The sequence below is a fragment of the Nocardia sp. NPDC050712 genome, from assembly GCF_040654295.1.
Taxonomy (GTDB): domain Bacteria; phylum Actinomycetota; class Actinomycetes; order Mycobacteriales; family Mycobacteriaceae; genus Nocardia.
The window spans coordinates 857,890-870,553 of sequence record NZ_JBFAHT010000002.1 but is presented as its reverse complement, the minus strand read 5'-3'; the positions used below and the strand labels follow the sequence as shown (position 1 = coordinate 870,553).

Annotated in this window: 11 protein-coding genes and 1 pseudogene; 8 read left to right on the top strand and 4 right to left on the bottom strand. The window is 69.1% G+C overall.

What is annotated here, in order from left to right; all coding sequences use genetic code 11:
• Positions 1 to 90 precede the first annotated feature (90 nt).
• The 7 genes from AB0H76_RS14470 to AB0H76_RS14440 all read left to right on the top strand — a co-directional run bounded on the left by AB0H76_RS14470 (position 91) and on the right by AB0H76_RS14440 (position 8,796).
• Positions 91 to 1,881: an acyl-CoA dehydrogenase gene (locus AB0H76_RS14470; RefSeq protein ID WP_357322696.1), complete on the top strand. Its 1,791-nt coding sequence runs from the start codon at positions 91 to 93 to the stop codon at positions 1,879 to 1,881.
• Positions 1,882 to 2,060: 179 nt separating this feature from the next.
• Positions 2,061 to 2,840 carry a GntR family transcriptional regulator gene (locus AB0H76_RS14465; RefSeq protein WP_357322693.1) on the top strand — a complete coding sequence of 260 codons (780 nt, stop codon included), beginning with the start codon at positions 2,061 to 2,063 and terminating at the stop codon, positions 2,838 to 2,840.
• Positions 2,840 to 3,067, top strand: a complete 228-nt coding sequence (locus tag AB0H76_RS14460) for a ferredoxin family protein (RefSeq protein ID WP_357322691.1) — start codon at positions 2,840 to 2,842, stop codon at positions 3,065 to 3,067. Before AB0H76_RS14465 ends, AB0H76_RS14460 begins: the two co-directional genes overlap by 1 nt.
• Before the next feature lie 15 nt (positions 3,068 to 3,082).
• Entirely contained in the window at positions 3,083 to 4,471 is a 1,389-nt protein-coding gene (locus AB0H76_RS14455; protein ID WP_357322688.1) for an ABC transporter substrate-binding protein, read from the top strand.
• Positions 4,468 to 5,331: an ABC transporter permease gene (locus AB0H76_RS14450; RefSeq protein ID WP_357322686.1), complete on the top strand. Its 864-nt coding sequence runs from the start codon at positions 4,468 to 4,470 to the stop codon at positions 5,329 to 5,331. The genes AB0H76_RS14455 and AB0H76_RS14450 overlap by 4 nt, the downstream gene beginning before the upstream one ends.
• Positions 5,328 to 6,080 carry an ABC transporter ATP-binding protein gene (locus tag AB0H76_RS14445; RefSeq protein ID WP_357322683.1) on the top strand — a complete coding sequence of 251 codons (753 nt, stop codon included), beginning with the start codon at positions 5,328 to 5,330 and terminating at the stop codon, positions 6,078 to 6,080. Before AB0H76_RS14450 ends, AB0H76_RS14445 begins: the two co-directional genes overlap by 4 nt.
• A 19-nt stretch (positions 6,081 to 6,099) precedes the next feature.
• On the top strand, positions 6,100 to 8,796 hold the full coding sequence (locus AB0H76_RS14440) for a fumarate reductase/succinate dehydrogenase flavoprotein subunit (protein ID WP_357322680.1): 2,697 nt from the start codon (positions 6,100 to 6,102) through the stop codon (positions 8,794 to 8,796).
• A 4-nt stretch (positions 8,797 to 8,800) separates the two neighbouring features.
• Here the strand turns inward: AB0H76_RS14440 and AB0H76_RS14435 are convergent, their stop codons facing one another.
• The 3 genes from AB0H76_RS14435 to AB0H76_RS14425 form a co-directional block, all read right to left on the bottom strand.
• Complete coding sequence (locus tag AB0H76_RS14435) at positions 8,801 to 9,250, bottom strand: hypothetical protein (RefSeq protein WP_357322678.1); 450 nt, start codon at positions 9,248 to 9,250, stop codon at positions 8,801 to 8,803.
• 131 nt (positions 9,251 to 9,381) lie between these two features.
• The gene (locus tag AB0H76_RS14430; RefSeq protein WP_357322675.1) at positions 9,382 to 9,852 is read right to left on the bottom strand and encodes a MarR family transcriptional regulator; all 471 of its coding nucleotides are present in this window, start codon (positions 9,850 to 9,852) and stop codon (positions 9,382 to 9,384) included.
• Between the two features lie 87 nt (positions 9,853 to 9,939).
• Entirely contained in the window at positions 9,940 to 11,337 is a 1,398-nt protein-coding gene (locus tag AB0H76_RS14425; RefSeq protein ID WP_357322671.1) for a wax ester/triacylglycerol synthase family O-acyltransferase, read from the bottom strand.
• A gap of 105 nt (positions 11,338 to 11,442) precedes the next feature.
• On the opposite strand from AB0H76_RS14425, the pseudogene AB0H76_RS14420 reads away from it, so the two are divergent.
• Positions 11,443 to 11,646, top strand: a pseudogene (locus AB0H76_RS14420) (FAD-dependent oxidoreductase); the annotation flags it as partial.
• A 527-nt stretch (positions 11,647 to 12,173) separates the two neighbouring features.
• On the opposite strand, the gene AB0H76_RS14415 reads toward AB0H76_RS14420, so the two are convergent.
• Positions 12,174 to 12,617: a hypothetical protein gene (locus AB0H76_RS14415; protein WP_357322668.1), complete on the bottom strand. Its 444-nt coding sequence runs from the start codon at positions 12,615 to 12,617 to the stop codon at positions 12,174 to 12,176.
• Positions 12,618 to 12,664 lie beyond the last annotated feature (47 nt).

Genomic DNA, 12,664 nt, shown 5'->3' with positions numbered 1-12,664 from the left:
TCTGGGGAACCCCATCCCCATTGGCGACACGGGCGTAGTAACGTATCAAATTAGCCCACCGGGGCTGGATACTGTGCGAGAGGATTGCCCGTGCGCTCGATGTTGCTCTCCCGCAGGGACCTGGAGTTCCTGCTCTACGAATGGCTGCGCGTCCAGGAGCTGACCGAGCTCCCCCGGTTCGAGGAGCATTCGCGAGAGACCTTCGACGGCTTCCTCGACCTCTGCGAGGATCTGGCAACCCAGTATTTCGCCCCGCACAACAAGCTCGGCGACGCCAACGAGCCCAGCTTCGACGGGGAGCGGGTCACCCTGATCCCCGAGGTCAAGGCCGCGGTCGAGGCGTTCACCAAGGCGAATCTGATCGGCGCGGCCATGGACGCCGAGATCGGCGGCCTGCAACTGCCCGCGACCGTAGAGGCCGCCGGCTTCGGCTACTTCCAGGCCGCGAACGTGGGCACCACCGGCTATCTGTTCCTGACCGTCGGCAACGCGAACCTGCTCGCCGCGCACGGCACGCCCGAGCAGATCGAGCGGTTCGTGCAGCCCATGGTCGAGGGCCGCAGCACCGGCACCATGTGCCTGTCCGAGCCGCAGGCCGGGTCCTCGCTGGCCGACATCGTCACCCGGGCCGAGCCGCAGCCCGACGGCACCTACCGCCTGTTCGGGTCGAAGATGTGGATCTCCGGCGGCGACCACGAGCTCACCGAGAACATCGTGCACCTGGTGCTGGCCAAGATCCCGGGCGGACCGGCGGGCACCAAGGGCATCTCGCTGTTCGTCGTGCCGAAGTACCTGGTCGAGGCGGACGGGTCGCTGGGCCCCCGCAACGACGTGGTGCTGGCCGGGCTGAACCACAAGATGGGCTACCGCGGCACCACCAACACGGTGCTGAATTTCGGCGAGGGCAAGCACACCCCGGCGGACGCGCCCGGCGCGGTCGGCTACCTGGTGGGCGAACCGCACCGCGGCCTGTCCTACATGTTCCACATGATGAACGAGGCCCGCCTCGGCGTCGGCTTGGGCGCAACCGCGCTCGGCTACACCGGCTACCTGAAGTCGCTCGACTACGCCCGCCAGCGCCATCAGGGCCGGGTCGTCACCGCGAAAGACCCGACGGCGCCGCAGCTCCCGATCATCGAGCATCCCGACGTCAAGCGCATGCTGCTGGCGCAGAAGGCCTACGCCGAAGGCGCGCTGGCGCTGCTGCTGTACTGCAACCGCCTGGTCGACCTGGCGCGCACCGCCACCGACCCCGAGCGCCGGCGCGAGCACACCCTGCTGCTCGAGATCCTCACCGGCGTGGCGAAGAGCTGGCCCTCGCAGTGGTGCCTGGAGGCCAACAACCTGGCCATCCAGGTGCACGGCGGCTACGGCTACACCCGCGAATACGACGTCGAACAGCACTACCGCGACAACCGCCTGAACCCGATCCACGAGGGCACGCACGGCATCCAGGGCCTGGATCTGCTGGGCCGCAAGGTGATCCAGCACGAAGGCGCGAGCCTGCGGCTGCTGACCGAGCGCATCGCCGAGACCGTGCGCCGCGCCGCGGACGCCGGCGGCGAAGCCGCGGAATTCGGCGCGCAACTGGACACGTCGTGGCAGCGCCTGCTGTCGGTGACCGCCGCCGCGTTCGCCGATCCGGCCGTCGCCCTCGCGCAGGCCAGCGGGTACCTGGAGGCCTTCGGCCACCACGTCATCGCCTGGATCTGGCTGGAGCAGCTGCTGGCGGCCGCGGGGCAGGACGGCGACTTCTACGCGGGCAAGCGCGCCGCCACCCGGTACTTCTTCGCCTACGAACTGCCCAAGACCGGCCCGCAGCTGGATCTGCTCGCCGCGGGCGACCGCACCACCCTGGAGATGCGCGACACCTGGTTCTAGCGCATTGGAATCCGTGTGATCCGAACTTCCACCGCCGCCGCCCCGGTGGCGTAAAGCACCGGGGCACCGGCGTTTCCCCAGGTCGTGCCGAGACCCGACCGGCGCAATGAAATTGGTGGGATGAGCTGGGCGTTCAGGACGGCGAGCGGGCCCGGCCGACGCCACTATCGTCACTGTTCATGCAGGTCAGGGACGCACACGACGATGAGAAGGCACCCGCGCCGGTACGGCGGCTCCGGGCCGATCAAGCGCGCCGGGTGGCGGATCTGGTGCGCCACCAGATCCAGGCGGGCGCCTTCGACGACGTACTACCCACCGAACAGGCACTGGCGGCCGAGCACGACGCCTCGCGCAACACCGTGCGCGAGGCGCTGACCCTGCTCAAGGACGAGGGCCTGATCGACCGGCTCCCCAAGGTCGGCACCCGGGTCGCCGCCCGGAAATACGATCACGGGCTCGACGCCCTGCTCGGCCTGCAGGAGACCTTCCAGGGGCACGGCACCGTACGCAACGAGGTGCGGGCCGCGATGCGGATCGGCGCGCCGCCGGCGGTCGCGCGCCGCCTCGGCCTGGATCCCGGCGCCCGCGTGGTCTACCTGGAGCGCCTGCGCTACCTGGCCGACCTGCCGCTGAGCCTGGATCTGACCTATCTGACGCCCGAGATCGGCGCCCAGGTGCTCGAGCACGACCTGGAGACCACCGACATCTTCGTCCTGCTCGAGCAGATCACCGGACAGCGCCTGGGCTCGGCCGATCTGTCCCTGGAAGCCGTCGCCGCCGACCCGCACACCGCCGCCACCCTGGACGTCCCCGCCGCCGCACCACTGCTGATGCTGGAGCGGCTGACCCGCCTCGACGACGGCACCCCGGTGGACCTGGAGTTCATCCGGATGCGCGGCGACCGAATCACCATGCGCGGCAATCTGACCCGCGCCACCCCCGAATGGAAGGTCATCTGATGGCACTCGCCGACCAGCGCACCGACATCCCGGTCACGATCGACGAATCCCTGTGTATCCAGGGCTGCACGCTCTGCGTCGAGATCTGCCCGCTCGATTCCCTGGCCATCAACCCCGAGAACGGCAAGGCCTTCATGCACGTGGACGAGTGCTGGTACTGCGGCCCGTGCGCGGCCCGCTGCCCCACCGGCGCCGTCACCGTCAACATGCCCTATCTGCTGCGCTGAAAACCGGAAAGACCAATGAAGAGAACACGTTTCGCCCCCGTCCTGCTCGCCGCCGCGCTCGCGCTCACCGGCTGCTCCCTGGAGCAGGCCGCGGCCGGTGACACCATCAAGGTCGTCATCGGCTACCAGTCCAAGACCATCAACACCGTCACCGCCGGAACGCTGTTGCGCGCCAAGGGTTTCCTGGAGGAGCGGCTGAGCCGGATCTCCGGTGCGAAGTACCAGGTGGAGTGGCAGGACTACGACACCGGCGCCCCGATCACCGCGCAGATGGTGGCGGAGAAGATCGACATCGGGTCCATGGGCGACTACCCGGTGCTGATCAACGGCTCGCGCACCCAGGCCAACGAGCGCTCCAAGACCGCCCTCGTGTCGGTCACCGGCTACAACCCCAGGGGTGCGCTGAACATGGTTGTAGTGGCGCCTAATTCGCCGGCGCGCACGTTGACCGACCTGTCCGGGCAGAAGGTCTCGGCCAGCGTCGGCTCGGCCGGGCACGGCACGCTGGTGCAGGCGCTGACCCGCGCCGGCATCGACCCGAAGTCCGGCGTCGAGGTGCTCAACCAGCAGCCGCAGATCGGCGCGTCGGCTCTGGAATCGGGTCAGGTGCAAGGTCTTTCGCAGTTCGTGGCCTGGCCTGGCCTGCTCGTTTTCCAGAACAAGGCCAAGCTGCTCTACGATGGCGCCGAACTCAACGTGCCTACCTTTCATGCCGTGGTGGCGCGCCGTGATTACTCCGCCAAGCACCCCGAGGTTCTCGATGCCTTCTTGCAGGCGCAACTGGACGCCACCCAGTTCCTCAACGACAAGCCTCTCGAGGCAGCCCAGGTCGTGGCCGAAAACTCTGGCCTCCCAACCGAGGTCGTGTACCTCTACAACGGCCCCGGCGGTACCTCCTTCGACACCACGATCAAATCGCGCCTGGTGGAGACGCTGAAGAGTGATGTCACCTATCTGAAGTCGATCGGCGACTTCGCCGAACTGGATATCGACGAGTTCGTCGACGACGCCGCGCTGCGCAAAGCGTTCGCCGACCGCGCCCAGGACTACGAGGCCGCGCTGGCGAACGCGGTCAACCCGTCGCTGATCAAGGGCACCGACAACCCGGCGCTCGCCGGTGAGATCTGGTTCGCCGGGCAGGACTCCACGCAACCGGCCGCCGATCCGACCGGCCTGCTTCGCGCGATCAAACAGGGCCGGGCGCAAGGCAAGTCGGTGCGCGTCGCCTATGTGCCCGACGCCGAACTCGGCACCCGCTGGTTCGCGGACAAGGCGATCTGGGTGCGCGACGGCGAGACCTACCTGCCCTTTACCACGGCCGCCGCGGCGGGGCGCTACCTGGCCGCGCACCCGGGCGGGGTGACGGTGAGCTTCGAGCAGGCCGTCACCGAGGTGCGGGTATGAGTACCGCGGCTCTGCTGGATGTCGAGGCGGCTCCGGTCGCCGAGCCCGTCGCGGCCGAATCCCGGCCGCGCTCGGGCGGGGCGGTGTGGCGGTCCCGGATCGTGCGCCTCGCTTCGGTATTCGCCGCGATCGCGGTGTGGCAGGTGGTCACCGCCAACGATCTGCGGCTCTGGGTGCGCTTCGACACCCTGCCGACGGTCACCGAGATCGTGCGCGCCTTCCAGACCCAGCTCGGCACCCAGAACTTCTACCTCGACCTCGGCCAGTCGCTGATCCGCATCCTGACCGGCTTCGGCCTGGCCGCGGTGCTGGGCGTGAGCACCGGTGTGGCACTGGGCCGTTCGCGCTGGTTCGCCGACACCATCGGCCCGCTCACCGAGCTGGCCCGCCCGATCCCGGCCATCGCCATCGTGCCGGTCGCGATCCTGCTGTTCCCCAGCGACGAGGCCGGCATCGTCTTCATCACCTTCATCGCCGCCTACTTTCCGGTCATGGTGTCCACCCGGCACGCGGTGCGCGCCCTGCCGACACTGTGGGAGGACTCGGTGCGCACGCTCGGCGGCAGCCGCTGGGACGTGCTGTGGCGGGTCGTCCTGCCCGGCAGCCTGCCCGGCGTGTTCGGCGGCTTGTCCGTCGGCATCGGCGTGGCCTGGATCTGCGTGGTGTCGGCCGAGATGATCTCGGGCCGGCTCGGCGTCGGCTACCGGACCTGGCAGGCCTACACCATCGTCGACTACCCCGGCGTGTTCGTCGGCATCATCACCATCGGCGTGCTGGGCTACACCACCTCCGCGGCCGTGGAACTGATCGGCCGCCGCGCCACCCGCTGGCTGCCCCGAGTGCAGGAGGTCGCGAAATGACCGGCGCCGGAACACATCTGCGCCTGGACCGGATCCACCTGTCCTACGGCGGCGCACCGGTCATCACCGACCTGACCCTGGACGTGCGGCCGGGCGAGATCCTCATCCTGACCGGGCCCTCGGGCTGCGGCAAGTCAACGGTGCTGCGCGCCCTGGCCGGGCTGCTGCCCCCGGACGCCGGGCGGGTGCTCGCCGACGACGTGGCCGTCACCGGCACCGACCGCGACCGGGCGGTGGTCTTTCAGGACAACGCCCTGCTGCCCTGGCGCACCGTGCGCTCCAATATCGAACTGGCGCTGAAGCTGCGCGGCGAACCGCGGGCGGGCCGCCGCGAACGGGCCGAGAAATGGATCGAGGAGGTCGGTCTCACCGGCTTCGCCGACTTCCTGCCCAAGAGCCTGTCCGGCGGCATGCGCCAGCGCGTGCAACTGGCGCGCGGCCTGGCCGGCGCGCCGCGCGCGGTCATGATGGACGAGCCGTTCGGCGCGCTGGACACCCAGACCCGCGCCACCATGCAGCGCCTGCTCGTCCAGACCTGGCAGACGCACCCGAGCACCGTCCTGTTCGTCACCCACGACGTGGACGAGGCGCTGCTGCTCGGCGATCGGGTGGCCGTGCTCGGCCGCGCCGGTCAACCGCTGCGCGCCCTGCTCGAGGTGCCCCGTCCCCGTACCCCGGGCGTCGACCGCGCCGCCGCGCGCGCCGAGATCATCGCCGCGCTCGGCCAGGCCGAGCTCGCCGCCCTCTGACCGAATGGTGTTGTCACCGATGGAAATTCCTGATCTGGCCGAGATGACGCGCCTGGACTGCGACGTCCTGGTGATCGGCGGCGGCACGGCGGGCACCATGGCCGCGCTGACCGCGGCCGAGGCCGGTGCGAACGTGCTGCTGCTGGAGAAGGCGCACGTGCGGCACTCCGGCGCGCTCGCCATGGGCATGGACGGCGTCAACAACGCCGTCATCCCGGGCAAGGCCGAACCCGAGGACTACGTCGCCGAGATCACCCGCGCCAACGACGGCATCGTCGACCAGCGCACCATCTATCAGACCGCGACCCGCGGTTTCGCGATGGTGCAGCGCCTGGAGCGCTACGGGGTGAAGTTCGAGAAGGACGAGTACGGCGAGTACGCGGTGCGCCGCGTGCACCGCTCCGGCTCGTACGTGCTGCCCATGCCCGAGGGCAAGGACGTGAAGAAGGCGCTCTATCGCGTACTGCGGCAACGCAAGATGCGCGAGAAGATCCAGATCGAGAACCGCCTCATGCCGGTGCGGGTGCTCACCGAGAACGGCCGCGCCATCGGGGCGGCCGCATTGAACACGCGCACCGGCGAATTCGTCGCCGTGGGCGCGAAGGCCGTCGTGCTCGCGACCGGTCCGTGCGGGCGTCTGGGCCTGCCGGCCTCGGGCTATCTCTATGGCACCTACGAGAATCCGACCAACGCGGGCGACGGCTACGCTATGGCCTATCACGCGGGCGCGGAGCTCTCCGGCATCGAATGCTTCCAGATCAACCCGCTCATCAAGGATTACAACGGGCCCGCCTGCGCCTACGTCGCCAACCCGTTCGGCGGCTACCAGGTGAACGCGCACGGTGAGCGGTTCGTCGACTCCGACTACTGGTCCGGGGCGATGATGGCCGAGGTGAAGCGCGAGATCGAATCCGCGCGCGGCCCCATCTATCTGAAGGTCTCGCATCTGCCCGAGGAGACCCTGGACACGCTCGAGGGCATCCTGCACACCACCGAGCGACCCACCCGCGGCACCTTCCACGCCAACCGCGGCCACGACTACCGCACCCACGACATCGAGATGCACATCTCCGAAATCGGCTTGTGCGGTGGGCATTCCGCCTCCGGCGTCTGGGTCGACGAGCACGCCCGCACTACCGTGCCCGGCCTGTACGCCGCCGGCGATCTGGCGTGCGTGCCGCACAACTACATGATCGGCGCGTTCGTCTTCGGCGACCTGGCCGGCGCGCACGCGGCCGGCACCCTTTCCGAGGTCGCCGCGCCGGTCGACCTGCCGCAGGATCAGCTCGCCGCCGCGCACGAACTGATCTACCGGCCGCTGCGCCAGCCGGACGGCCCGCCGCAGCCCCAGGTCGAGTACAAGCTGCGCCGCTTCGTCAACGACTATGTGGCGCCGCCGAAGACGGCCGCCAAGCTGTCGATCGCGGTGGAGACCTTCGAGCGGATGCGCGAGGACGTCGCCGGAATCGGCGCGCGCACACCGCACGAGCTGATGCGCGCCGCCGAGGTCTCGTTCATCCGCGACTGCGCCGAGATGGCGGCCCGCAGCTCGCTCACCCGCACCGAATCGCGCTGGGGCCTTTACCACGACCGCGCGGACCTGCCCGAGCGTGACGACAAGGCCTGGCGCTACCACCTGAACCTGCGCAAGAACGCCGACGGCGGCATGGAATTCCACAAGCGCCCGGTCGCGCCGTACCTGGTGCCGGTGCCCGGCCTGGACGATCTGCCCAGCGCCGACAGCACGGTGATCCCGGTCGAGCAGCCCGAACTGGTCGGGCAGCGCGCACCGCAGGCCGCGGACGTCCCGCAGAGCCCGCGTGTCCCGGCGACTCCGCCGTCACCCCGGCTGGTCAGCCTGCTCGCCCTGGATTCCCCCACCGTGCAAGACCTTTCGGAGTACCTCGCCGATACCGACGCGCAGGTGCGGGTCGCCGCGATCTCGGTGCTCACCGAGAACACCCCCGACGGATTCGCGCCGATCCTGGTGCGCGCGCTGGGCGATCCCGCGCCGGCGGTGCGCCGCACCGCGACCGAGGGCCTGCGCGAACTCGTCGAGGTGCTGCCCGCGGCGGACGGCTTGACCGGACATCTCGACTCCCCCGACCCACTGGTGCGCGCTACCGTCGTCGACCTGCTGCGCGCGCTGAAAGCGGGCAGCGCCGAGCAATTCAGCGCGGCGCTCGCGGACCCGGATCACCGGGTGCGCATCGAGGCGGTGCGCGCCCTGGTCTCGCTGGACGACCGGCGTGGCGTGGCGGCCGCGGCCGAGGACGCCAACCGCGAGGTGCGCATCGTCGTCGCGCACGGCCTCTCCTCGATCGGCAGCGGCGGGCACGAGGTCGTCCGCCGGCTCGGCGCCGACCGGGACCCGCTGGTGCGCGCCGCGGCGCTGGCCGCGTTCGGCGCCATCGGCTCGGAAGCCGCCGATCTCACCGAATTGGCCGCCGCGCTGCGAGATTCGGCGTGGCAGGTGCGCGTCGGCGCGGCCCGCGGGCTGGCGGGCGCGGACCCGGAGGCGGCCGTTCCCGTGCTCGCAGCCGCACTGGCGGATCCCCACCTGGATGTCCGCAAGGCGGTGGTCCTGGCGCTGGCCACCTGGCCGGACAGCGGCGCCGTGCAGGACGCGCTGCGCCGGGCGACCGAGGACACCGACGCCGATGTGCGCGCCTACGCCCGGCGCTCGCTCCTCGAGCCGCAACCGACGGCCTGCTGAGGCCTCAGTTGTACGAGCTCGACGCGTGCGTCCGGCCATGGGGTAGTCGCCGATGGCCGGACAGCAGGCCCGCCGACAGTTCGCCATAGGCGATCTCGAGTTCGGCGAGCCTGGTCCAGGCCTGATGCATTTCGTGGCTGCCCGGATCGATACTCATCAGCAGGCGAAAGGCGTACTCCGAGGCATCGGCCATCCGGTCGATCACCTCACCCAGCCGGTCCGGCGTGAGCCGGGCCCCGGGATGTGGCGTGGGCAACTCGAAGTAGGCCCAATCGTCGATCTGGGAGAGCAGATCGAGGCGGCGCGCCTCGATCTCCGCGGCGCGCCCGGGATCGTCGCGGCGCTGCCGGTGCAGTTCGGCCAGCTCGAAGGCCTGGGTGCACAGCGGGCCGAGTAGATAGTGGCCGCGCAGGGCAGCCAGCAATTGGTCCTTGGATGGCAACGGCTCTGGCACAGGGACATGCCTCGCTGTCATCCGCGGACCGCTCCCTTCACGTCGGCGCCGGGTATCCACACCCGGGGAGTACCACCGAACGCGTCGGCTAACTCACAGAAATCGGTGAATCTCCCCACCTTAACCTCACGTTAAGGCTCCGAGCGCCGCGCGACGACGGTGTCCAGCTGCTCGCCCAGCGCGATGACCTGGTCTCGAAGCCGAACCAGGTCCTCCACGGGCCACGCGATATCGGCCAGCACGACGTCGATCATTTCCTTCGCCCGCTCCTGCAACGCCAGACCCGCTGGCGTGGCGCGCAATTGGACCGCGCGCCGATCCTTCGGATTGCGCACGCTCTCCACCAGACCGCGGTCGGTCAGGCGCTGGATCAGCGGCGAGACGGTGCCGTAGTCCAGCCGCAGCTGCGCACCCAGCTCCTTCATCGTCATGCCCGGGCGCTCCCACAGCGCCAGCAGCGCCAGGTACTGCGGGTAGGTGATCGTCATCGCGTCCAGGTGCGGCCGATAGGCCGCCGTCATCGACCGCGAGGTGGAGTACAGGGCGAAACACAGCTGGGCGGCGAGCGAGAGCAACGGGTCGTCGTTCGCTTGATCGGGCATATCAGCACTGTACGACCGCGAGAGTGGGGCCGAAAGTCAATAGGTTGCCCCTGGTTTCGGGGGTTCTCCCTGGGACGGGCACGTTTTTCAGCCGAGCCCGCGGGCGGCGGCCAGCAGTTCGGCGATCTCGAGGGGCACAGCCTCGGCGAGATCATCGATATCGGGCAGCAAATCCTGACAGCCGATGAAACCCCAATCCATGTCGCCGTTATTGGACAGCGCCGCCGCGAGCAGCCCGTTACCCTCCATGACCTGCCCGAACGGATAGCTCGCCGTGATGCGCAGGCCGAAGGTGTACAGCGGCGCGAACCAGCCGGGGACATTGGAGACGGCCAGGTTCGCCGGCCCCGACATCCGGATGCGGTCGGCCACCCGCAGCTTGGAGACGATCCGGGTCAGCACCCGCAGGATGTTCGCGGGAAAATACTCCGCCCAGTTCAGCAGGAAGTCGACGCCGACGTAGGCCGACTTGGCGCGCTGGGTGTTCCCGGCGATGTGGCGCAACCGCTGGACCGGATCGGCGATATCGGTGCCCAGGCCCGCGCGCAGGACCCCGAGCCGGTTGATCACCTCCTTCCGTTCACTCATCTCGTGTCCGTTGACCGGCACGATGGCGACCAGGGACGCTTCGGGGAGCGCGTCGTGCTTGTCCAGGTAGCGGCGCAGCGCGCCGCCCACGACGGCGAGCACGACGTCGTTGACCTTGACGCCGAAGGCGTTCTTGATCTCCTTCACCTCGCCGAGATCGGTTTTGACGAAGGAGACGGTGCGCACGGCGGAGATGGCGCGATTCCAGGGCGCGCGGGGCGCTTTCAAGGAGATCCGGTCCGCGCGCGGCGTACGCAGCCGCCGCACCAGGCCGCCGGTGAGGATCCGCACGGAGGCGGCGAGCAGGGCGAACAGTCGCAGCTTCGGCGGCAGGCCGCGCAGCGTTGCCAGCAGCAGCTGCCACGCGGTCGGGGCCGGTGCGGGCACCCAGGTGTCCGGCGGGACCTCCGGCCGCGCGCCCGGCTCCAAGTCGCACAGGTGCACTCGGATCTCGGTGCCGGTGGCCCCGTCCATCATCGAGTGGTGGTACTTCTGGATCAGGGCGATATGCCCGTCGTCCAGGCCCTCCACGATCTGCCACTCCCACAGCGGGCGATCCCGGCGCATCGGCGTACCGGCGGCCGCGGCGACGAGGTCGGCCAGTTCGCGTTTGCCGCCCGGCGCCGGCGCCTGGAGGCGATGAATGTGGTTGCCGAGATCGAACTCCGGGTCGTCGGCCCAGACCGGGCGGCCGAGGTTGAACGGCACCCGATAGACCCGCTGACGAAACTGTGGCACAAGTGGCAGGCGGCGGCGCAGCTCCGATCGGAAGGATTCGAAGGTGTAGTCCGCACCTTCGGTGGCGGGATCGAGAATCGTCAGACCGACGATGTGCTGATGCTGCGTCGGGGTTTCGAAGAAAAGGAAGGTGGCGTCGTAACCGGACAGTCTTTCCATAAATGAATATTAATGGAACGCGTTCTAATAGCGCGGGTTACTCGACGGCGGAGTGATGCCGCTCACTCCGTGTCACAAGCGGCGCATCCGCGGTGTCCCATGCGCATGACCGAGCACAGTAGAGAAACCAGTGTCAGAGTTGTCGTCCTCGGCGGCGGCTACGCCGGGACCCTGGCGGCCAATCGGCTGCAGGCCCGGGCGGACGTGGAGGTCACCCTCGTCAACCCGCGACCGCAGTTCGTCGAGCGAATTCGCCTGCACCAGCTGGTCGCCGGGACCAGCGCGGCCAGCGTGGACTTCGGCGCCATCAGCCTGGGACGGCACGCGGGCACCGTGGCCTTCAGCCACCGGGACGACACCGCCCGCAACCTCTACCTGGGTGGGCGGGTGGGCGCGTTCCTCAAGGAGGAGGTTTGCAAGGCAACGGTTTCCGGGATCCAGCGGGAGGGCCGCAAGCCGGGCGCGTTCTCCAGCCTGAAAGGGGCGGGCGCGCGGGTGGGGTGACCGGGAGTGGGGCAGGCGTTGTTCGAGAACGCCTGCCCCGGGGCGTGCGCGGCCACCCGGTGCCGTATCGAAATGCCCGCCGAGAATCCATTGTTCAGTGCAGTCGGGGTAATCGCCGATGTCGTCGCGGCGTCGCACGTCGATACGAAATATAGCGGCCCGCGAAATGGAATCAATGGCACGTTACAGTTTTCGATTCCATTCTGCGCAGCCTCCGATATTCGCATCATGAATTCCCGGAAGGCACTTCTGTTTCGGCATCGCGAGCGTAACACGCACCGCCGACGTTGACAATGCTACAGCATCGTCAACGTCGTGCGCGGCAGCGTCGTTCAGTCTTTCGGGGCAGCCTCGTGCGCCGGTTCCGCACGCGAGCGCCGGCTGCGTTTGAGCTCGGCCTCGTGCAGGTGCCGCCGGCCGTCGGTGAGCTCGCGGGCGCGCTCCTCGAACGCCCGGAAGGTCCGGTAGTAGGTGTCCTCGTAGTCCTCGACCACCTGGAAGGTCCAGCGCCCGGGTAGCACGTTGCGCCCGACCAACTCGCGGTTCAGCTGTTCGGCCAGCTCGCAGTGGCCGGCTCGGGCCATCAGCTCCGCGGCCTCCTCGACGGCGAAGTCGGCGGTGCCGGTCAGCCGGTGGAAGTTGTAGAGATGGCCGCGCGCGACCTCGGCGATCTCCAGAGCCTCGGTCAGCTTCCCCACCGCGGCAACTGTCCGAGGGTCGTAGGCCGCGGCGGCCGGACCACTGTCATCGAGCCGATCATCGGAAGTATTGGTCATGTCCAGCAGATACCCGGCAAACCAGGATTGACGCGGGCCGGGCGAAA

Coding starts and splice junctions, on each gene's coding strand:
- AB0H76_RS14465 (WP_357322693.1), top strand. CDS start 2,061: ATGCAGGTCAGGGACGCACACGACGATGAGAAGGCACCCGCGCCGGTA.
- AB0H76_RS14460 (WP_357322691.1), top strand. CDS start 2,840: ATGGCACTCGCCGACCAGCGCACCGACATCCCGGTCACGATCGACGAA.
- AB0H76_RS14455 (WP_357322688.1), top strand. CDS start 3,083: ATGAAGAGAACACGTTTCGCCCCCGTCCTGCTCGCCGCCGCGCTCGCG.
- AB0H76_RS14450 (WP_357322686.1), top strand. CDS start 4,468: ATGAGTACCGCGGCTCTGCTGGATGTCGAGGCGGCTCCGGTCGCCGAG.
- AB0H76_RS14445 (WP_357322683.1), top strand. CDS start 5,328: ATGACCGGCGCCGGAACACATCTGCGCCTGGACCGGATCCACCTGTCC.
- AB0H76_RS14440 (WP_357322680.1), top strand. CDS start 6,100: ATGGAAATTCCTGATCTGGCCGAGATGACGCGCCTGGACTGCGACGTC.
- AB0H76_RS14430 (WP_357322675.1), bottom strand. CDS start 9,852: ATGCCCGATCAAGCGAACGACGACCCGTTGCTCTCGCTCGCCGCCCAG.
- AB0H76_RS14425 (WP_357322671.1), bottom strand. CDS start 11,337: ATGGAAAGACTGTCCGGTTACGACGCCACCTTCCTTTTCTTCGAAACC.
- AB0H76_RS14415 (WP_357322668.1), bottom strand. CDS start 12,617: ATGACCAATACTTCCGATGATCGGCTCGATGACAGTGGTCCGGCCGCC.